General features: G+C 67.8%; 19 protein-coding genes and 1 pseudogene. 12 read left to right on the top strand and 8 right to left on the bottom strand.

The window, feature by feature from the left end:
* Positions 1-18 precede the first annotated feature (18 nt).
* The 5 genes from ACFQBT_RS00430 to ACFQBT_RS00410 are packed head-to-tail and all read left to right on the top strand — an operon-like array spanning position 19 to position 4844.
* Entirely contained in the window at positions 19-975 is a 957-nt protein-coding gene (locus ACFQBT_RS00430) for a carbohydrate ABC transporter permease (protein ID WP_377819849.1), read from the top strand.
* Complete coding sequence (locus ACFQBT_RS00425; protein ID WP_377819847.1) at positions 972-1799, top strand: carbohydrate ABC transporter permease; 828 nt, start codon at positions 972-974, stop codon at positions 1797-1799. Before ACFQBT_RS00430 ends, ACFQBT_RS00425 begins: the two co-directional genes overlap by 4 nt.
* Positions 1799-3253, top strand: coding sequence for a glycoside hydrolase family 3 protein (locus ACFQBT_RS00420; protein WP_377819846.1), 1455 nt, complete (start codon positions 1799-1801; stop codon positions 3251-3253). The genes ACFQBT_RS00425 and ACFQBT_RS00420 overlap by 1 nt, the downstream gene beginning before the upstream one ends.
* Positions 3250-4041 carry a hypothetical protein gene (locus tag ACFQBT_RS00415; protein WP_377819845.1) on the top strand — a complete coding sequence of 264 codons (792 nt, stop codon included), beginning with the start codon at positions 3250-3252 and terminating at the stop codon, positions 4039-4041. The genes ACFQBT_RS00420 and ACFQBT_RS00415 overlap by 4 nt, the downstream gene beginning before the upstream one ends.
* A 26-nt stretch (positions 4042-4067) precedes the next feature.
* Positions 4068-4844 carry a hypothetical protein gene (locus ACFQBT_RS00410; RefSeq protein ID WP_377819844.1) on the top strand — a complete coding sequence of 259 codons (777 nt, stop codon included), beginning with the start codon at positions 4068-4070 and terminating at the stop codon, positions 4842-4844.
* 3 nt (positions 4845-4847) lie between these two features.
* Here ACFQBT_RS00410 and ACFQBT_RS00405 read toward each other — a convergent pair whose 3' ends face one another.
* Genes ACFQBT_RS00405 through ACFQBT_RS00395 form a run of 3 tightly spaced genes read right to left on the bottom strand, consistent with a single transcriptional unit; the run spans position 4848 to position 8746 of the window.
* On the bottom strand, positions 4848-5762 hold the full coding sequence (locus tag ACFQBT_RS00405) for a M56 family metallopeptidase (RefSeq protein WP_377819843.1): 915 nt from the start codon (positions 5760-5762) through the stop codon (positions 4848-4850).
* A 50-nt stretch (positions 5763-5812) separates the two neighbouring features.
* Positions 5813-8143 (bottom strand): MMPL family transporter, encoded by a 2331-nt coding sequence (locus ACFQBT_RS00400; protein ID WP_377819842.1) that lies wholly within the window; start codon positions 8141-8143, stop codon positions 5813-5815.
* Positions 8144-8167: 24 nt separating this feature from the next.
* The gene (locus ACFQBT_RS00395; RefSeq protein ID WP_377819841.1) at positions 8168-8746 is read right to left on the bottom strand and encodes a TetR/AcrR family transcriptional regulator; all 579 of its coding nucleotides are present in this window, start codon (positions 8744-8746) and stop codon (positions 8168-8170) included.
* Positions 8747-8926: 180 nt separating this feature from the next.
* Between ACFQBT_RS00395 and ACFQBT_RS00390 the strand changes: the two genes are divergently transcribed.
* Genes ACFQBT_RS00390 through galK form a run of 3 tightly spaced genes read left to right on the top strand, consistent with a single transcriptional unit; the run spans position 8927 to position 11955 of the window.
* Positions 8927-9682 carry a DUF4282 domain-containing protein gene (locus ACFQBT_RS00390; RefSeq protein ID WP_377819840.1) on the top strand — a complete coding sequence of 252 codons (756 nt, stop codon included), beginning with the start codon at positions 8927-8929 and terminating at the stop codon, positions 9680-9682.
* A 6-nt stretch (positions 9683-9688) separates the two neighbouring features.
* Entirely contained in the window at positions 9689-10786 is a 1098-nt protein-coding gene (galT, locus tag ACFQBT_RS00385; protein ID WP_377819839.1) for a galactose-1-phosphate uridylyltransferase, read from the top strand.
* Positions 10783-11955 carry a galactokinase gene (gene galK / locus ACFQBT_RS00380; RefSeq protein ID WP_377819838.1) on the top strand — a complete coding sequence of 391 codons (1173 nt, stop codon included), beginning with the start codon at positions 10783-10785 and terminating at the stop codon, positions 11953-11955. Before galT ends, galK begins: the two co-directional genes overlap by 4 nt.
* A gap of 99 nt (positions 11956-12054) precedes the next feature.
* Here galK and adhP read toward each other — a convergent pair.
* A pseudogene (adhP, locus tag ACFQBT_RS00375) lies at positions 12055-13073 on the bottom strand (alcohol dehydrogenase AdhP).
* 105 nt (positions 13074-13178) lie between these two features.
* On the opposite strand from adhP, the gene ACFQBT_RS00370 reads away from it, so the two are divergent.
* From ACFQBT_RS00370 to ACFQBT_RS00355, 4 genes are read left to right on the top strand one after another with little or no spacing between them, the layout of a single operon-like run.
* The gene (locus ACFQBT_RS00370) at positions 13179-13952 is read left to right on the top strand and encodes a VOC family protein (RefSeq protein WP_377819837.1); all 774 of its coding nucleotides are present in this window, start codon (positions 13179-13181) and stop codon (positions 13950-13952) included.
* Between the two features lie 44 nt (positions 13953-13996).
* Positions 13997-15412, top strand: coding sequence for an adenylosuccinate lyase (gene purB, locus ACFQBT_RS00365; protein WP_377819836.1), 1416 nt, complete (start codon positions 13997-13999; stop codon positions 15410-15412).
* A gap of 37 nt (positions 15413-15449) precedes the next feature.
* Positions 15450-15731: a metal-sensitive transcriptional regulator gene (locus ACFQBT_RS00360; protein WP_377819835.1), complete on the top strand. Its 282-nt coding sequence runs from the start codon at positions 15450-15452 to the stop codon at positions 15729-15731.
* Positions 15732-15741: 10 nt separating this feature from the next.
* Positions 15742-15960 carry a heavy-metal-associated domain-containing protein gene (locus ACFQBT_RS00355; protein ID WP_377819834.1) on the top strand — a complete coding sequence of 73 codons (219 nt, stop codon included), beginning with the start codon at positions 15742-15744 and terminating at the stop codon, positions 15958-15960.
* A 12-nt stretch (positions 15961-15972) separates the two neighbouring features.
* Here the strand turns inward: ACFQBT_RS00355 and ACFQBT_RS00350 are convergent, their stop codons facing one another.
* Genes ACFQBT_RS00350 through ACFQBT_RS00335 form a run of 4 tightly spaced genes read right to left on the bottom strand, consistent with a single transcriptional unit; the run spans position 15973 to position 19371 of the window.
* Positions 15973-16626, bottom strand: coding sequence for a VOC family protein (locus ACFQBT_RS00350; RefSeq protein WP_377819833.1), 654 nt, complete (start codon positions 16624-16626; stop codon positions 15973-15975).
* Positions 16627-16669: 43 nt separating this feature from the next.
* Positions 16670-17479 (bottom strand): TrmH family RNA methyltransferase, encoded by an 810-nt coding sequence (locus ACFQBT_RS00345; protein WP_377819832.1) that lies wholly within the window; start codon positions 17477-17479, stop codon positions 16670-16672.
* Positions 17476-18267, bottom strand: coding sequence for an HAD family hydrolase (locus tag ACFQBT_RS00340; RefSeq protein WP_377819831.1), 792 nt, complete (start codon positions 18265-18267; stop codon positions 17476-17478). Before ACFQBT_RS00340 ends, ACFQBT_RS00345 begins: the two co-directional genes overlap by 4 nt.
* Positions 18268-18309: 42 nt before the next feature.
* A complete protein-coding gene (locus ACFQBT_RS00335; RefSeq protein WP_377819830.1) occupies positions 18310-19371 on the bottom strand; it encodes a hypothetical protein in 1062 nt (353 codons plus the stop codon).
* Positions 19372-19417: the final 46 nt, after the last annotated feature.

The raw sequence follows: 19417 nt of genomic DNA, 5'->3' as shown, positions 1-19417 counted from the left end.
AATCGACCAGGCCAGGACATGACGATCCTCATCAACGAACCCGTGACCGTGACGGGCCAACAGCCCAAGAAGGTACGGCGCCAATGGGTCAGTCGGTCACTGGGTCCCTGGTTGTTACTGCTTCCCGCCATCGTCGTGCTGGCCATCGGACTGGGCATCCCGCTAGTGCGCCAGTGCATCATGGCGTTCCAGCACTACGGCCGCGCCCAACAGTTCGGACAGCCGGCCACCTTTAACGGGGTCGACAACTTCAAGGCCGTCTTCACCGATCCCGACGTATGGGCCGTGGTCATCCGGTCCCTGGCCTTCTGCGCCGTCAATGTCATCGTCACGATGCTCATCGCGACCGCCATCGCACTGCTGATGACCCGCATCTCGACCGTGCCGCGGATCATCCTGCAGGTTTGCCTCCTGCTGGCTTGGGCGATGCCCGTCATCGCAGCAATGACCGTGTGGCAGTGGCTCTTTGACACCTCCTACGGCGTCATCAACTGGACACTGGTTCACCTGGGGTTCTCCGGTTTCGACCAGCACAACTGGCTGATCAATCCGCTGTCCTTCTTCTTCGTGGCCACCGTGATCGTGGTCTGGATGAGCGTGCCCTTCGTGGTGTTCACCCTCTACGCGGCCCTCACCCAGGTCTCCGACGAGATGCTGGAGGCCTCCGCGCTCGATGGAGCCAGCGGTCTGCAACGACTCCGCTACATCATCTACCCCACCATCCGACCGGTGATCTCGATCGTGGTTCTGCTCCAGATCGTTTGGGACCTGAGGGTTTTCGCCCAGATCAACTACTTGCAGGGCGTCGGCGGAACCGTCAGTGAGACCAACCTGCTCGGCACGTTCATCTACCAACTCGGCGTCGGTAACAGCAACTACGGCGTCGCCTCGGCGTTGGCCCTGCTGGTGCTGTTGATGACGCTGATCATCAGCTCGGGTTACATCCGCTCGTTGCTGAAGGAGGCTCAGGCATGAAATCCAAGGCAATGCGCACCCGCGGCTGGAACACCGTCGCCATCCTGCTCGCGGTCCTGTGGGTCTTCCCGGTCTACTGGATCGTCAACAGCTCGCTGCAACCGATCGAGAAGCTGCGCGGCACGACGCCGGCCTTCTTCCCCAGCTTCGACTTCTCCGCCTACAGCAGGGTTTTCGGTGCGGACTTCCTGGCCTCGCTGAAACTGTCGCTGATCGTGACCCTCATGGCGATCGTCGCAGCGGTGATCTGCGCCTTCATCGCCGCGGTGGCGATCTCCCGGTTCCGCTTCCGGGGCCGCATCTCCTTCATCCTGATCGTGCTCGCCGTGCAGATGATCCCGCCGGAGGCGTTGTTCATCTCCCAGTACAAGATGCTGGCCGACTGGAACCTCTACAACACCGCCTTCGGCCTGGCGCTGCTCTACACCGCGATGATCCTGCCCTTCACCATCTGGATGCTGCGCGGATTCGTCGATGGCGTGCCGCTGGAGCTCGAGGAAGCCGCGATGGTCGACGGGTGCAGCCGCATCGGCGCGTTCTTCCGGGTGACCTTCCCGCTGCTCGCGCCGGGCCTGGTCGCCTGCAGCGTCTACGGATTCCTGCAGGCCTGGAACGAATACACCCTGGCCGTCGTGGTGATGGACCCCAACAACCGGACCCTGCCGCTGTGGCTGCGCGGACTGTCCAGCGTGTCCAACCAGGCCGTCGACTGGCCGGCCGTCATGGCAGGGGCGACCCTGGTCGCGGTGCCGGTGATCGTGTTCTTCATGATCGTGCAGAACAAGATGGCCTCGGGCCTGGTGTCGGGTGCGGTGAAGGGTTGATGAGCGCCGACATCAAACGCGCGGCGTACGGCGTCCTGCTCGCCGCGTTCGACGGCACCTCGATCCCGGCTTGGCTACCCGCCGCCTACGAGGCCGGGCTCGGCGGAATCTGCCTCTACGGCAACAACATCGCCGAAGGATCCTCACTCGCGGCGCTGGGACGCGAGGTACGCGCCCTGGCTCCGGACGCCGTACTCACCTTGGACGAGGAGGGCGGGGACGTCACCCGGCTGCACGCTCTCGACGGTAGCCCCTACCCGGGCAACGCCGCCCTCGGTCGGGTCGACGACGAGGACGCCACGCGCGTGGTCGCCGCCGCCGTCGGTACCGAATTGCGCGATGCGGGAGTGTGGTTCAACCTCGCGCCGGTGGCCGATGTCAACAGCAACTGGCGCAACCCGGTGATCGGCACCCGCAGCTTCGGTGCGGACGCGGAGCTGGTCGGGCGGCACACGGTGGCCTATCTCACCGGCCTCGCCGACGCGGGTGTCGCCGGCTGTCTCAAACACTTCCCCGGCCACGGCGACACCGCGACCGACTCCCACGTGTCACTGCCCACGGTGACAGCCGACGCGGCAACCCTGCGCGAGCGCGAGCTCCTGCCGTTCCGGATGGCCATCGCGTCACAAGCGCCGGCCATCATGACCTCGCACGTTGTGTTGCAGGCCCTCGATCCCGGCCGCCCCGCGACCCTGAGCCACCGGGTCCTCACCGAGCTGCTGCGCGACGAACTGGGCTACGACGGGGTCATCGTCACCGACGCGCTCGATATGGCCGGTGCCAGCCAGGGTCGCGGAATCCCGGCCGCTGCCGTCGAATCCCTCGTCGCCGGAGCGGATCTACTGTGCCTGGGCCCGCTTCTCGGACCGACGCCGACGGTACTGCTCGAGTGCGTGCAGGCCATCGAAGCCGCGGTCCGTGACGGCAGTCTCGCGGCCAACCGGCTGCTCGACGCAGCGCAGCGCGTCGGCGCACTGCGGCAGCGATGGACCGGCGCGGCCATGCCCGATCCGGCCACCATCGCCACCGGACGCGCTCGAGCACGAGCCGTCGCCGACCGGGTCGTGTCCGACGCGCCCCACCTTGCGCCCGGCCCGGTCACGGTCCTCCGCATCACCAGCGGCACGAACCCCGCTGTCGGAGAGACGGTCTGGGGTCAATTGGCCCTCGGCTCGAGTACCGACGTCGCCGTCGATGCGCTCGATCAGACTGTGCCGCCGAGCGGACCAGCGGTGATCGTCGGGCGCCGGGCCAGCAGTGATCCTCGGGTCTGGGCGTGGCTGGCCCATTGCCTGGAGCAGAATCCGGAAGCGATCGCCGTCGAGCTGGGCTGGCCCACCCCCGCCGCCCTGCGACACCCGGCCGTGGTGTGCACCTGGGGGCAGGCCCGCGTCCTGACCGACGCTCTTGCGGAGGCATTGCGTCCCGGGTCGCACCTACGATCAGACAGGTGAGCATCGCACGACCTCGTCTTGCCCGAATCGCCGCTTCGTGCGCGTTGGCGCTGAGCCTGACCGGTTGTGCGTCATCGATCCATCTGACGCTGCCCTCGGGCGCCACCAGCTCGACGCCTCCAGCCAGCCCTACGCCTTCAGCAAGCCCGACACAAAGCACCACCCCCGGTAGCAGCGCGTCGAGTACCGGCGGCTTGCCCACCGCCGAGGACCTCACCCGCCAGATCGCCGCGAACTTCACCACCGCCAAGAGCGCTCACCTGGTCGCGACATACACCAAGAACGACGAAACGCGGACGCTGGACGTCTCCGGCACCGTGGACGGCAGCAACCAACGCACCGTGCTCACCATCAACAAGGACAACGTCAAGGCGGAGATCCGCACGGTCGACGCGCGCGTCTACGTGAACGGCAACGAGGCGTACTACCGATACTCCGGGGTGCCGAGCTCCCGGGCCAAGCAAGTCGCCGGACGCTGGTTGTCGATCCCGGCAGCCAGTGCCGCATCGACCACCCGGGACTTCACGTTGCGAACCATCTTCAGCGACCTGAACTCCAACCTGTCCAGGAGTGAGAGCCGCGGCCTGACCGTCACCGAGTCGAGCCGCGACGGGAAGAAGATCTGGCAGGCAGCCAACGCCCAGACCACGATCCTGGTGGCTGCCGACGGCAGCGGCCGGCTGCTGCGCGCATCCAACAAGGGCCTGCTGAACACCCAGGCCTACACGTTCGACCAGTGGGACTCGGCACCCACGGTCGATGCCCCGTCGAATGCGGTGACGACCTGAGCGCGACCAGCACCTACCATGACCGGATGACCCGTCACGTCACCCGAACCACCCTGTCCGTCGCTGCTGCTGGCCTGGCCCTTGCGCTGGCCGCCTGCGGCGGCACCACCACGGTCAGCACGACCGGCAGCAACTCCGCCGGTGCGAGTACGACGACCGGAAGCTCCACCTCCTCCGCCAGCCCGACGTCGACCACCAGCGCCGCCGCGGCAACTCCCACCGTGCAGGGTGCCGTGCGCCAGATGAACGCCGGCTTCGCGCAGGTCAAGAGCGCGCACGTGGTCGCCGAGGATCTCGATGGCAAGGACACGATCAAGATCGAGCTGGCCGGAACCGTCGACGGCAAGAACCAGCGCGGCTCGATCTCCAACAGCTCCGCCACCGACGGCGGTGTGGTGCAGTTCGTCGTGGTCGACGGCAAGGAATACGTGAACGGGGACGCCGCGTACTACAAGTCCTCGGGCAACACCAAGGGCTCGACCTACGCCGGTAAATGGGTGGTGGTTCCCTCGACCGCCGCCCAGAGCTTCAGCGATCTGACCCTCAAGAGCCTCTTCGATGAGATGGAAAGCGACTTCAGCGACGCCAAGACCACGAAGATGAAACTGACCACCGTTTCCGAGAACGGTGTGCCGGCTTGGCGGATCGCCGACAGCCAGACCACGGGGATCATCGCCGCCGACGGCTCGGGACATCTGATGCGCGCCGAGCACACCGAGGGCGGCAAGACCGAGAGGTACGTCTTCGACCGGTGGAACGCTGTTGCCCCGGCCACCGCACCGGCGGGGGCCATCCAGGGGTGAGGGTCAGTACCCCGCCAGCGCCCAGGCGGTGACCGCCAGCGGCAGCGCGATCAGCACCGCGCTGACCAGGCTCACGATCACCGTCTGGGCAGTGTAGGAACGAGTATCGGCCAACCGCTCGAGACGCGCGACGGCCGGGGCGCCGCCGGTACCCATCGCCCCGGCGGGATGCGGTGCATCCGCCAGCAACACGATCGCGCGGGCCACCGGCGTGCGACCCACAACCTGTTCGGCGCCGCGGTCGGCGAGGATCTCCACCAGCAAGCGGCCGCGACTCAGCCCGTGATCACTGCGCAACGCGGTGGGTACGGCGGTGTGCAGCACCGTGAAGAACTCCAGGATCAGGTCGTGCCGCTGCCGTAGGTGGGCCACCTCGTGCGCCAGGACCGCCTGCAGGCCGACCGGTCCCAACCGCTCGCCGACCGCGTCGCTGACCACCACACGGCCACTGAGGCCGGGGACGCAATACGCCGTCGGCGTCTCGAGCGCGAGCACGCGCAGGGAGTGCGGCGGGCTGCCCAGGGCGCGCCATCGACGTACGTCGGGTAGCGGCTCGCCGCCGGGATCCACCGCGAGCAGGTCGACGAGTTCGCGATGTTGGCGCCGGGAGGTCCGCAACGCCGTACCCACTCGATGGCCCCGGACGGCCAGGCGACCGCACAGGACACCGGAGATGACGACGGCCACCAGCACCAACGGCAGGTGGGCAGCGGGATTCGGTAGGTCGGGGCCGTCACGGACGACGCCGAGCACGGCCACGGGGGCGAGCAGGACGCCGGCCAGGATCGCGGCGACCGAAACCGCCTGCCACAGGAACAGGCTGGAACCCGGCGCGCGCACCTGACCGCGCCACCGCGGCAGCACATGGGTCGTGAGCACGCATGCCGCCGCGATGAACAGAAGAATCAGCGCCGGCACCCCTCCATTGTCTCGCAATCGGAGGGCTGCCGGCGCCGGTTCGCAGGCGATCAGACCGGGTCGGGTGCTTCCTCGTGGGCGGCGTGCTTGGGCGTGTGCTGCGAGGAGTCGCCGCTGATGGCCTGCAGCTTCTCGCCCTCGACGTCCACCGCCGGCAGGATCTTGTCCAGCCACTTCGGCAGCCACCAGGCCTTCTCCCCCATGAGGAACATCGCCGCCGGGATCAGGGTCATGCGGACCAGGAAGGCGTCGAAGAAGACGGCGGCCGCGAGCGCGAAGCCCATCGAGACGATGAACTGCTGACCTTGCAGCATGAACGCCGCGAACACCGAGATCATGATGCAGGCCGCGGCCGTCACGACGCGGGCACCGTGCCGGAAGCCGTCGACGACGGACTCATGGGCGTCGGCCCCGTGCACGTGGGCTTCTCGCATCCGGCTGACCAAGAACACCTGATAGTCCATCGCCAGGCCGAAGACGATCCCGATCAGGATGATCGGCAGGAAGCTGACGATCGGTTCGCCGGAGAAGATCCCGAAGGCGCCCTTCTGGAAGATCATCACCGTCGCACCGAACGTCGCGAGGACCGACAGCAGGAAGCCGATCGTGGCGGTGAGCGGGACCAGGATGGAGCGGAACACCATCATCAGCAGGATGAAGGCCAGGCCGACCACGATCGCCAGGTACTTCGGCAACGCCGAGGTCAAGGCGTCGGAGACGTCGGTCTGGATGGCGGTGACCCCGGTGACGCCGACCGTGGTCTTGGTCTGGGATTCGATACCTGCCTGACCGTCGCGCAGGTTCTGCAGCAACGTCGTCGTCGCCTCGTCGTCAGGACCCGACTTGGGCGTGATCAGGATCTGCGCACCCGTGGAGTCCTGGTTGACCGCGATCACCTGGGCGTTGGCCACGTCACCCTGTTTCGCGGCCCACTCGGTGACCCCGCCGAACGCCGCGAGGCGCTCCTTGGGGTCCTGGATCCCGGTGGCGTCGACCACGGTGATCAGGGGCGCGGCCCGGCCGGGGCCGAAGCCCTCGGTGATGAGGTCGGCGGCCTTGCGCTGGGTGGTATTGGTTGCCGCCGTCGAGTCGGTCGGCAGCGCCAGGTGCAGATCCTTGGCCGGCACCGCCAGCACGATCAGCACCAGCGTGATGATGCCGCCGATGACGGCCGGTCGCTTCCCGATGAAGCGTGCCCAGCGGACACCGTTGTTGATGACTTTGCCGTCGGAGTCGAGTTCGCGGTGCGGGGTGCGGAACGAGCCACCGAACGCATGCGACTTCAACATGCCGAGGATCGCCGGCAACAGGGTCAGGGCAACCAGCACCGCGAAGAACACGGTGCCCGCAGCCGCCATACCCATCGTGGTCAGGAACGGGATGCCGACGACGGCCAGCGCGGCAAGTGCGATCAATACGGTCAGGCCCGCGAAGACCACCGCGGAGCCGGCCTTTCCGACCGCCAGACCGGCCGCGTGGGCGCGGTCGTCGGTGTTCCGCAGTTCCGAGCGGTACCGGGACAGGATGAACAGGGTGTAGTCGATCCCGACCGCCAGACCGATCATCGTGGCCAGGATCGGAGTCGTGGTGCTGATAGTCGTGAACTTGCTGGCGATCATCACCCCGATGGTCCCTGCGCCGACGCCGACGAAGGCCGACAGGATCGGCAGGCCGGCGGCGACCAGGGAGCCGAAGGTGATCAACAGGACCAGCGCCGCGACCGCGACACCGAGCAGCTCTCCCGAGCCACCCTCGACATCGAAACTCTGCATGCCGCTGCCGTTGACCTCGGCCTGCAGACCGCTCTTGCGCGCGTCGGCCAGTGCGTCCAGCACCGCATCCTGGCTGGCCGGCTTCACATCGGTCACCTTGGCGACGTCGAAGTCGAAGGTCATCGTGCCGATCCGGCCGTCGGCGGACAGCGGTAGCAGCGCCTTGGCGTTGGCCTCGGCGACCGCCTGCGGCTGTCCCTGCTTGACCGCGGCCTGCACCGCCATCTGGTACTGCGCCGCCGAGGCCTGCACCGGGTTGACCAGCGTCTTGGCGTCCGCCGGCATCTGCGGGACCTTCTTCAACTGCGCGATCAGGTCGTTCACGGCATTGGAGTACGTGGGCTCCTTCAGGGTGTGACCCTTCGGCGCAGCGACGACGACCGTGACCGATGCCTGGTCCTCGGCGTTCCCGGTGCCCGGGAAGAGCTTCTGCTGCATCGTCTGCGCTTGCAGCGACGGGATGCCGGGGATGGAGAAGGTGTCCTGATAGGGCTGCTTAACCGCTCCCGCCAGGGCGCCGAACCCGACCAGCGCCACGATCCAGGCGGCCAGGAAGTAATACCACTTGCGGTACGCCGCGTGGCCGAGCTTGTAGAGCAGAGTCGCCATGGTTCCTCGTTCGGTGAGTGCGGTTCAGCGGATGGAAAGTAGGGACCGGGCCACCCGCAGGTGGTCACGGACGATGGTGTCGAGGCTTCGGTCGTCGGGGCGCTCGACGAATTGGTCCAGGGCGCTCCCGAAGACCCCTTTGATCACACTCAGCGCGACGCACGCCTCTTCGCGCGGCAACCCGGAGCGTTGCTCGACCAACTCGGTCATGGTCTTGGCGATGTCATCAAAGCGTTCGATCGCCGCGTTGAACACCCTCGGATTGGCGATGAGGCAATCTCGCATGGTGGCCCACTGCTCGCGGGTGAGTGGTCCCCACACGGTCAGCAGCGCGCAGACCAGTTCGCCGAGATCGCCGAGAATCTCACCCTGCGGGCCACCGGCCACGAACCTCTCGACGGCCTCGGTGGGCAGGCCGGGACGGGCGCCGAGGACGGCATCGAGCTTGCCCGGGAAGTAGTTGAACAGCGTGCGCCGGGACACCCCGGCCTGCTCGGCCAGTTCGTCGAGGGTGAAGTGGTCGTAACCCTGCTGGACGGCCAGACTCTGGGCGCAGAAGGTGATGCGCCGTGCCGTCTGGTCTCGGCGCGTCAGGGTGGACATGAACAAAACGTTTGCATTTTGATGCCTCAAAGTGCAATTCGGGTCGGTGTGATCCGCGCCTCACCCGGGTGCGCGGCAGACCGCCGCGTACCCCTCGGCGCGTAACCCGAGGGTGTGGGCGGCCTCGGCTAGGTTGAGAACAAGAAGCACTCCCGACGCGATTCTTCGAGGAAGACGACCATGACCGACTCCGATACCCCTAACACCCCGGACCCCCAGCAGCCCGCCCAGCCGGGCAGTCTCGGTCAGTCCTACCCCGGTCCGGAGCACACCCAACCGACCACCACGCACGGCACCCCCGCCGGCGGTCAGCCGCAGGCGCCGTACCAAGCCCCTACCCACCAGCAGGCTCCCCAGCCCGCCGCCGCGCAGCAGCCCGCAACCGGCCAACCGGCGCCCGGTCAACCGCGCCCCTCGCAGTACCAGCAGCCGACACAGGGCTATCCCCAGCAGGGCGCTCCCCAGGGCGCGCCGCGTCAGGGCTACCCCCAGCAGGGGTATCCGCAGCAGGGGTACCCCCAGCAGGGCGCTCCGCAGCAGGCGCAGCAGCCGAGCGGTCCGGGCTTCGGTCAACAGGCGGCAGCGGTGGGCGGCCAGTTCGCCAACGATGCCGGCAAAGTCGCCAAGGGCGCCGGTGACGGTCTGGGCGCGCTGTTCTCGGACCTGCAGTTCAAGAAGTCGCTGACCGGCAGGCTGGCCAGCATCGTCTTCCTCGGCGCCATCGTGTGGGCGGTGCTCAACCTGCTCAGCAACCTGACCTACTACTGGGGTTCCACCAACGGCTACAGCAACATGGGTGGCGGTTCGGCGACGTTCCACACCATCGCCGACATCATCTGGTTGTTGTTCTTCATCATCTCCGTGCGGATCCTGCTCGAGGTGGCGCTGAATATCGCCAAGATCGCCGGTCGCGACAAGGACTCGAGTAGCAAGTAAGCCGCCGTGGAGCGCACCGAGGCGCTGCTGGCCGACGGCCGACAGATCATCTGGTACGACGCCGACGGCACCCACCGGGTGCCGTCGGTCGATCGCCGGCCCTTGGAGCCGTCGGTCGTCATGTCGCAGATGCGGCATGACCCGCTGACCGGTGAATGGATCGCCGTCTCGTCGGCGCGGCAGAACCGCACCTACATGCCACCGGCCGATCAGTGCCCGCTGTGCCCGTCGCGCGATGGCCGGATGACCGAGGTCCCCTCGCCCGAGTACCAGGTCGTAGCCTTCGAGAACCGTTTTCCATCTTTCGCCACGCAGATCGAGGGCGTGATAACCGAGAACGACGGGTTCGAGCAGATCCGTCCCGCGACCGGTCGCTGCGAAGTCCTGTGCTTCACCAGCGATCACAATTCCACCTTCGCTGCGCTCACCCCGGCCCAGGCACGGCTGGTGGTGGACGCGTGGGCCGACCGCACGACGTACCTCAATGAACTCGAGGTCGTGAAGCACGTCTTCCCGTTCGAGAACAGGGGTATCGAGATCGGGGTGACCCTGCAGCACCCGCACGGGCAGATCTACGGCTACCCGTTCATTCCGCCCCGGGCGTACACCGAGTTGATGCACGCCGCCGCCCACCGTCAAGCCCACGGGCGGAACCTCTTCGGCGATCTCATCGCGTTCGAACAGGCGGGGCCGCGGACCGTGGCGAGCAACGAGGAATGGCTCGCGTTCGTGCCGTTCGCGGCCCGCTGGCCGGTGGAGGTGCATCTCTACCCGCTGCGGCGAGTGCACGACCTGAGCGAACTCGACGAGGCGCAACGCGACGCGTTCACCCTCATCTACCTGGACATCCTGGGCCGCTTCGACCGCATGTACGACTCGCGGCTGCCCTATATCGCCGGCTGGCAGCAAGCGCCGGCGCCCGATCCGGACAATCCCGACACGACCGCACTGCGCGACGAGGCATGGCTGCACCTGGAGCTCACCTCGATCCGGCGCGGGCCGGACAAGCTGAAGTACCTCGCCGGCTCCGAATCCGGGCAGGGTGCCTTCATCGCCGACATCCTGGCCGAGCCGCTGGCCGCGCGCCTCCGGGACCTGGCATGAGCGCGGTCCGGACGCCAGCGCCCCGCTCGGTCGATGATCTGGAGGCCACCTTCCGCGACCGGTTCGACGCGGCACCGGACGGGGTGTGGTTCGCACCCGGCCGGGTGAACATCATGGGCGAACACACCGACTACAACGGCGGATTCGTGCTTCCGATCGCCCTGGCGGAAGGCACCTGGGTCGCGGCGCGCCGTCGTGACGACGACACCGTGCGGCTGCACACCGACTCCCCCGACGTACCCGATCCGTCCGCGAGCGTCCACCTCGGTGAACTGCACGACGGAGAGTCGGTGGGGTGGGCCTCCTACGCCGCCGGAGTGGGTTGGGCGGCCGCGCAACGGGGATTCGACGTACCCGGCCTGGACATCGCCGTCACCTCCAACGTGCCCACGGGAGCGGGGCTTTCGTCCTCGGCGGCGTTGTCCTGCGGTACGGCGCGTGCCTGGGTCGATCTGGCAGGTTGGAGTCTGACGGACACCGAGGTCGCCGACCTCGGTCGGGACGCCGAGAACCACATCGCCGGTGCACCCACCGGGTTGATGGACCAGTTGGCTTCTGTCTGCGGGAGATCCGGGCACGCGATGCAGATCGACACCCGATCGGTCGAGATCACCCAGATCCCGTTCGACCTGTCCGCGCACGGCCTGGCGCTGCTGGTGATCGACAGCCGTGCGCCGCATGCTCTGGTCAGCGGGGAGTACGCCGAGCGGCGGCGATCCTGCCAGGAGGCCGCCGCGGCGTTGGGCGTCCCGGCGCTGCGCGACGCCACCGTGGCCGATCTGGACGGTCTGCCCGATCTGTTGCTACGTCGCGCCCGGCACGTGATCACCGACAGTGCCCGTGTCGAGCAGGTCGCCGCGTTGCTGACCGACGGCTCCGACCCGCGGATGATCGGACCGTTGCTCAACCAGTCGCACCTCTCGATGCGCGACGACTTCGAGATCACCGTGCCGGTGACCGACCTGATCGCCGAAACCGCTGTGCGCGCAGGGGCTTATGGCGCCCGACAGACCGGCGGTGGCTTCGGCGGGTGCGTGATCGCCCTGGTCGACCAGGACGCGGCCGAGACGGTCGCCGAGGCGTGCGTGGCGGCCGCGACGGCCGAGAACTTCAACGAACCGGCTTCGTTCGTCGCCGTGCCGTCCGACGGTGCTCGCCGGATCAGTTGATCCCGCCGTCAGAAACTCGGAAATCTGCACTGCCGCGGACGGCGTGGGCGCACGCGACCGAGACAGTGACGACGGCCGAGTAGGTGACCGCCCCGCCGTTCAGTAGCGGATGACCACGCGACCCTCGATGGCACCGTCCTTCATCTCATCGAAGATGTCGTTGATCTCCTCCAGGGACCGGGTGGAGATCGTCGGATGGATCAGGCCGCGGGAGTAGAAGTCCAGCGCCTCGATCATGTCCTGGCGCGTGCCCACGATCGACCCACGGACCGTGAGGCGCTTCAGCACGATGTCGAAGATGGGCGCCGGGAAGTCACCGGGGGCAACCCGACGAAGACGATGGTGCCGCCGCGCCGTGCCATTCCGATGGCCTGCCCGAACGCCTCCGAGTGCACCGCGGTCACCAATACTCCATGGGCTCCGCCGGTCTGGGCCTGGATCGCACCGATGGGGTCTTCGGTCGCCGCGTTCACCATGACCTCGGCGCCGTGTTCCTTGGCCAGGTCCAATTTGTCGTCGGCGATGTCCACCGCGGCGACTCGCATGCCCATGGCCTTGGCGTACTGCACCGCAACGTGCCCCAGACCGCCGATCCCGGAGATGACGACCCACTGCCCGGGCCGCACCTCGGTCTCCTTCAGCGCTTTGTACACGGTGACGCCCGCGCACAGCACCGGCGCCACCTCGTACGGGTCCGAGCCGGCTGGGATCCGCGGGGCGTACGTCGCGTCCACCAGCATGTATTCACCGAAGGAACCATCGACGGAGTAGCCGCCGTTCTTCTGCTGCTCGCAAAGGGTCTCCCAGCCGCTGCGGCAGTATTCGCAGTGCCCGCACGCCGACCACAGCCACGCGTTGCCGACCAGGTCGCCGACCTTGAAGCCTTCGACTCCCTCACCGACGGCCTCCACCTCGCCGACGCCTTCATGCCCGGGCACGAACGGCGGGCTTGGTTTGACCGGCCAATCTCCCTGCGCCGCATGCAAATCCGTGTGACAGACGCCGGAGGCAACCAGCTTCACGAGCAGCTCTCCGGGCCCGGGGGCGGGCTTGTCGTACTCCCCGACGGTGAGTCGGTCACCCAACTCCGTGACGTACGCAGCCTTCATCGTGCTCATCAGCATCTCCTGACGTCGCTGGCTCCGCCCCGTTGCGGAGCCGGACTTCAACGCTACTGGCCGCAAGGTTGCATCGGGGTTTCGCGAGCGCCGTACGCTCAGGGCATGACCACGCGCGACACGAACTGGCCCGCCGGCTATCCCTGCTGGATCGACATCAGCTTCGACACCGAGCATCGCCGCTTGCATCACGCGGCGACGTTCTACGGCGAACTGTTCGGCTGGCGGGTCGAAGAGGGCGACGAGCAGTACGGCGGCTATCGGATGTGCTTCAAGAACGACGCCGCCGTGGCCGGCCTGGCCCCGAAGATGGATCCCCAGCAGCCGAGCGTGTGGCTGCTCTACCTGGCCAGCGACGACGCCGCGGCGACGACGGCCGCGGTCCGGCAGTACGGCGGCCAGGTCATCGTGGAACCCATGGATGTGGGCAACCTCGGCACGATGAGCGTGTGCGTGGACCCGCAGGGCGGCGTCTTCGGCGTGTGGCAGGGCAAGGAACACCACGGTTTCGAACTCATCGACGAGCCGGGCTCGGTGGGCTGGTCGGATCTGCTGACCCACGACGGCACCGCCGCCCAGGAGTTCTACGCAGCAGTCTTCGGCTACACCTACCGCGAAGCAGACGCCGACGGCTACTTCTTCATCGAGAAGGACGGTCAGGTCGTCGGCGGTCTGCACCAGGCGCCGCAGGACGTACCGGTCGGCTGGCTGGTGCACTTCAACGTCGCATCGCGTGACGCCTCGGCCCAGATCGCCCAGGAGCTCGATGGAGAAATCATCATGACGCTCGACACCGTCGCCGGGCCGGAGGCGACCATCCAGGGCCTGGGCGGTGAGTTGTTCAACCTCGTGGAGCCGACGACCAATTTCACCCTGTAGCCCGCGTTTTGCCCCGCGATGGGCGGGCACGGGAGAATCGGGGCATGCATTCGCTGGCCGACATCACCCCGCCCATCGCCCTCGGTGCCCTCGACGGCCGCTACCGCGCCGCCGTGGCGCCGCTGGTCGATCACCTGTCGGAGGCGGCCCTCAACCGGCAGCGGGTGCACGTCGAGATCGAGTGGCTGATCCACCTGACCAGCGAGCACGTCGTCCCCGGGGTCCGCGAACTGACCGGCGCAGAGCAGGACCACCTGCGCGCCATCGTCGATCACTTCGGGGCCGACGACATCGCCGAGCTGGCCGAGATCGAACGGGAAACCGTGCATGACGTGAAGGCGGTCGAGTACTACCTCAAGCGTCGGCTGCCGGCGATCGTGGGCGACGCGGACGCGGCCGGGTTGTCGGAATTGATCCACTTCTGCTGCACCAGCGAGGACATCAACAACCTGTCCTATGCGCTGATGGTGCAGGGCGCGACACAACAGGTCTGGCTGCCGAAGGCCACCGCATTGGTGGACCAAGTCACGACCATGGCCCGGGATCTGGCCGAGACCCCCTTGCTGGCGCACACCCACGGCCAGCCGGCGACGCCGACGACCATGGGCAAGGAGTTGGCTGTGCTGGCCCATCGCTTGGGTCGCCAACTGCGCCGGGTCAAGGACGCCGAGTACCTGGGCAAGCTCAACGGGGCCACGGGGACGTACGGCGCGCATGTCGAAGCGGTGCCCGGCGCCGATTGGGTGGGCATCTCCAAGTCCTTCGTCCAAGGCCTGGGCCTGACCTGGAACCCGCTGACCACCCAGATCGAGAGCCACGACTGGCAGGCCGAGCTCTACTCCGACATCGCCCGCTTCAACCGGATCCTGCACAACCTGTGCACCGACATGTGGACCTACATCTCGATGGGTTATTTCGCGCAGGTCCGCGGCCAGGGCACCGTGGGTTCCTCGACCATGCCGCACAAGGTCAACCCGATCCGCTTCGAGAACGCCGAGGCCAACCTCGAGGTCAGCAACGCGTTGCTGGACGTCCTCTCGGCGACGCTGGTCCAGTCGCGCCTGCAGCGCGACCTGACCGACTCCTCGATGCAGCGCAACGTCGGCACGGCGTACGGGCACTCGGTCCTGGCGATGGACAACGTGAGCCGCGGGCTGGCCGGTCTGGACGCCGTACCGGATGCGATGCTGGCCGATCTCGAGGCGAACTGGGAGGTGCTCGCCGAGCCGATCCAGTCGGCCATGCGCGCGCTCGGCGCCCAGGGCGTGCCCGGGATGGAGCAGCCCTACGAACGGCTCAAGGAACTCACCCGCGGCCGCCGGATCAACGGCGAGGATCTGCGCGAGTTCGTCAAGGGGCTCGGCCTGCCGGGTGAGGTCGAGGAGCGGTTCCTGACGATGACTCCCGCGACGTACGTCGGTCTGGCGCCCAACCTGGTCGCCTACCTCGACATCCACTGACGTATACCCCGAGGGGGTATCAGTGTAGGCTTGAGCTATGGCTGGGTACACCGGGAGCAAAGACGACTACCTCAAGCGGCTGCGTCGCATCGAGGGACAGGTGCGGGGCGTGCAGCGCATGGTCGATGAGGACACCTACTGCATCGACGTCCTGACCCAGATCAGCGCGATCACCAAAGCGTTGCAGTCGGTCAGCCTGGGCCTGCTGGAGGATCACATCGGGCACTGCGTCGTTGGTGCCGCCCGCGAGTCCGACGAGGCCGCGCAGGCCAAGGTCGAAGAAGCCTCAGCCGCCATCGCGCGGCTGGTGCGAAGCTGAAGGAGACGCAATGCAACAGCAGGTGAAGGTGTCGGGCATGACGTGCGAGCACTGCGTGCGTGCGGTCACCGAGGAGTTGACCGCGCTCGACGGGGTCAGCGATGTCCACATCGAGCTGATCAGCGGCGGCGACTCGCCGGTCACCATCCTCAGCGAGGATCTGGTCGACCCCGAGCTGATCGCCGCGGCCGTCGACGAGGCCGGCTACCAGGTGGTCACCGGGGACTGAGGTCCGAGGACCTCAGATCGTGACGTCGCCGTTCGGCGTCGCGAAGGTGATCGACATCAGACCTGGGGTGCCCTTCGGCGCCGCGAAGTCGAACACGATCTCCGGCTCCCAGTCCTCACGGTCCACCCCCGGCTCACCGGTGAGGCCCAGCCATTCGCGAACCCGGTCCGGAGAGCCCGCGATCGCCATGCCTTTGAGCGACGCGTGGGCGGGGCCGTCGGTCGACGGGTGCGGGACACCGTCGCCCCACTGGATGAAGAACGGCACCTGCGCGTCGTTGGTCAAGCCCTTCACGCCCAACTGCTTCCAGGTGAGCTCGATCCCGTCGGGGCGGTGCCGCAGACCCGGAGCGGAGGTACGGCCGACCAAGCCCTCCGCGATCGCGATGTCGTCGACGCCGACGACCCACGCCATCCAACCGCCACCACCGATGGAGCGGGCACGGACCGCCTGACCGAAGGGCGCCTTGTCCGAGGCGGGGTGGTCGAGGACCTCCACAACCTCCAGGAACCGGCCGTCGAGTAGCGGGATGATCGAGTTGCGCGTGCCGAAGCGGGGGTGCACACCGCCATCGACCGGTTCGGTGCCGAGCTCATCGCCGAGGCGCTTGGCCGTCGCGATCAAACCATCGGGCTCTGCTGCGTAGACAACGTGATCGACTCGCATGTTCAGATGGTGCCACCTGTGATCGCCCACACCGAATCGGGGGTCAGCCTCCGCTTCGTCGCTGCCGGACCGCTTCGTAGATAACGATCGCCGCCGACGTCGCCACATTGAGCGAATTCACTATGCCGGACATGGGGATTCGGACCTTCACGTCGGCCGCGTCCAGCACCTCTTCGGTCAGCCCGGTCTTCTCGGTGCCCACCGCGATCGCGACCGGACCGGTCAGGTCCACGTCCGTATGCAGCGTGTCCGTGTCGGGGGTAGTGGCCACCAGACGTACGCCGTGTGCGGACAACCACTGCAGCGTCGCCGTGGTCGGGGCCGCGGCGACCGGCACGGAGAAGACGGTCCCTTTCGAGGCCCGCACGACATTCGGATTGCCCCAGTCGGTCACCGGATCGGCAGCCACGAACGCATCGACGCCCGCCGCGTCGGCGGTCCGCAGCATCGCACCGAGATTGCCGGGCTTCTCGACCGCCTCGGCCACGAGAAGTAACGGCTGCGCCGGTAGTTCCAGGTCCTCGGGGCGCGCCAGGACAGCAGGGACGACAGCCAGGAAACCGTCCGCTCCCTCGCGATAGGCCACCTTCTCGAACGCAGCGCGACTGAGGGTGATGACCTCGGCGCCCGCGGCCGTGGCCGTGTCGACGACGTCCTGCTGGCCCGCCGGATCCGCCATCAGGTCCGGGCAGAGGAACAGCGTCTGCGGGCACACCCCGGCGGACAGGGCCAGGCCCAGCTCGTCGTACCCCTCGACCAGGGTTTGCCCGGTCTGCTCGCGACCGCGACGGCGACGCAGCGTCGCGAGGGCTTTGAGTCGCGGGTTGGCCGCGGACGTGATGTGCAGGCTCACAACAGCGAGCGCAGGACGGTGGCCGCACCGTCCTGCTCGATGGTCCCGGTGACCTCGTCGGCGACGGCCTTCACCTCGTCCGGGGCCTGGCCCATCGCCACCCCGCGCGCGGCCCACTCCAGCATTTCCAGGTCGTTGCGGTGGTCTCCGACCGCGACGGTGTCGCAGGGTTCGACGCCCAGGGATCGGCGTACCTGCTCCAGGGCGGAGGCCTTCGAGACGCCCTCGGGGTTGATGTCCATCCACGCCGAGAACCCGACCGCGTAGTTGACCTCGTGCAGACCGAGCCGCTCGGCCAGTTCCAGGAAGTCCTCCGCGGTGCCGCTGGAGGAACGGAAGGTCAGGCGCGTCGTGGGGTGTTGCTCCAACTCCTCCCAGGAGACGACCTTCTGCACTCCGTTGAGCTCCCCCTCGGGGAACGGTGCGCTGAGCAGGAAACCCTCGCCCAGCACCTCGACGGCGACGGTCGCATCCGGCCACGCGTCCCGCAGCTTGCCCAGCACCGGGCCGGGGTCGAAGGTGACCGTCTCGATCACGTGATAACCGGCCGGCGCGGCCGGGTCGAGCGTGATCGTCACGGCCCCGTTGGAGCACACGACATAGCCGTCGGTCAGACCGATGTGCTCGGCGATCGGGGTGGCCGCGATGACGGACCGGCCCGTTGCGATGACGACGTGATGGCCCGCGTCGACGACGGCGCGTACGGCGTGCCGTACCGCATCCGACATCGTCCCGTCGAAGTGCAGCAACGTGCCGTCGACGTCCAGGGCCACGAGCTTCCGGGTCACGCGCTCACTGTACGGGGCGTGGACCCGGCGGCAGCGTAGGTATCAGTTGCGTCGCAACAGGCCGAGCACCCCGGCGGCGGCCATCAGGATGCCGGCGACCAGGGTGACCCATAGGCCGACCCCCGGCTTGTACGTCACGGTCAGCGCCACACCGGAGTTCTTCAGCTCGTCGGTGTCGATGAAGTGCGAGATCTGGGCGATCCGGAAGATGGCGAGCCCCATGATGATCAATCCGCCGGCGATGGCGGCGATCGCACCCGGCAACGGCAACCTGCCCAGCAGGGCCAGCACGGCCAACACCAGGACCACGACCGCGATGACGATCACGATCCACCCGGTCGTGATGCCTCCGCTCGACGTGACGTTGTCCGCGAACTCGCGAAGGATCTCCGAGTTGTTCGGCAACGTCACACCGACCGCCCCCACGCCATTGGCTGTGACACCGATGTCACCCTGCGCCAACAGCGGGATGTTCAGGGTGGCGGTGAGCCAGTTGAGGAAGGAGCCCAGGATGGCCAGCAGCGATCCGACCGCGGCACCGATGGCGCCCAGGCGCGCCAACGAGCTGACCGGCGCCTTGGTGGCCGTGGATTGCCCGTAACCGGTCGCGCCGTAGGCCGGTGCGCCGTACGGCTGGCCGTACTGCTGGGGCTGGCCGTATTGCTGGGGCTGGCCGTACTGCTGGGGCTGGCCGTACTGCTGGGGCTGGCCGTACTGCTGCGGCTGCGCGTACTGCTCGGGCTGGCCGTACTGCTGCGGCTGGCCGTACTGCTGCGGCTGGCCGGACTGCGGGGGTTGGGCGTACTGCTGCGCATCGCCGTACGCCGGCTGCTGGGGTGCGTACTGCTGCGGCGCCTGACCGTAGGGCTGCTGCTGCGGCGCCGACTGGCTCTGCGGCGATTGGTAACCCGGGGGCTGGTAGGAGGGCGCGCCGTACGGGCTGCTGACGGGGGTCTCCTGGGTCGGCGGGGTGACCGGCGTTGCCTGGGTGACATCGGCGGAGTCCGACGACGGGCTGCCGTACGGCGAGGCGGGGGGCGGTGCCTGGGGCGCTTGCGCCTGCTGGGGATCCGGCTGCTGGGGGTCGGGCTGCTGGTCGGTCATGACGGTCTCCGCGTTCGTGCGATGGCGCCGTGCGGCGCACTCCTGC

This window comes from Branchiibius cervicis, assembly GCF_042661605.1.
In the GTDB taxonomy this organism is placed as follows: domain Bacteria; phylum Actinomycetota; class Actinomycetes; order Actinomycetales; family Dermatophilaceae; genus Branchiibius; species Branchiibius cervicis.
The sequence above is the reverse complement of the archived record's forward strand: the minus strand, read 5'-3'. Positions and strand labels throughout refer to the sequence as shown.

Excerpts from the sequence above, each read along its gene's own strand:
- ACFQBT_RS00430 (WP_377819849.1), top strand. The coding sequence starts at position 19 with ATGACGATCCTCATCAACGAACCCGTGACCGTGACGGGCCAACAGCCC.
- ACFQBT_RS00425 (WP_377819847.1), top strand. The coding sequence starts at position 972 with ATGAAATCCAAGGCAATGCGCACCCGCGGCTGGAACACCGTCGCCATC.
- ACFQBT_RS00420 (WP_377819846.1), top strand. The coding sequence starts at position 1,799 with ATGAGCGCCGACATCAAACGCGCGGCGTACGGCGTCCTGCTCGCCGCG.
- ACFQBT_RS00410 (WP_377819844.1), top strand. The coding sequence starts at position 4,068 with ATGACCCGTCACGTCACCCGAACCACCCTGTCCGTCGCTGCTGCTGGC.
- ACFQBT_RS00400 (WP_377819842.1), bottom strand. The coding sequence starts at position 8,143 with ATGGCGACTCTGCTCTACAAGCTCGGCCACGCGGCGTACCGCAAGTGG.
- ACFQBT_RS00395 (WP_377819841.1), bottom strand. The coding sequence starts at position 8,746 with ATGTCCACCCTGACGCGCCGAGACCAGACGGCACGGCGCATCACCTTC.
- ACFQBT_RS00390 (WP_377819840.1), top strand. The coding sequence starts at position 8,927 with ATGACCGACTCCGATACCCCTAACACCCCGGACCCCCAGCAGCCCGCC.
- galK (WP_377819838.1), top strand. The coding sequence starts at position 10,783 with ATGAGCGCGGTCCGGACGCCAGCGCCCCGCTCGGTCGATGATCTGGAG.
- ACFQBT_RS00370 (WP_377819837.1), top strand. The coding sequence starts at position 13,179 with ATGACCACGCGCGACACGAACTGGCCCGCCGGCTATCCCTGCTGGATC.
- purB (WP_377819836.1), top strand. The coding sequence starts at position 13,997 with ATGCATTCGCTGGCCGACATCACCCCGCCCATCGCCCTCGGTGCCCTC.
- ACFQBT_RS00360 (WP_377819835.1), top strand. The coding sequence starts at position 15,450 with ATGGCTGGGTACACCGGGAGCAAAGACGACTACCTCAAGCGGCTGCGT.
- ACFQBT_RS00355 (WP_377819834.1), top strand. The coding sequence starts at position 15,742 with ATGCAACAGCAGGTGAAGGTGTCGGGCATGACGTGCGAGCACTGCGTG.
- ACFQBT_RS00350 (WP_377819833.1), bottom strand. The coding sequence starts at position 16,626 with ATGCGAGTCGATCACGTTGTCTACGCAGCAGAGCCCGATGGTTTGATC.
- ACFQBT_RS00335 (WP_377819830.1), bottom strand. The coding sequence starts at position 19,371 with ATGACCGACCAGCAGCCCGACCCCCAGCAGCCGGATCCCCAGCAGGCG.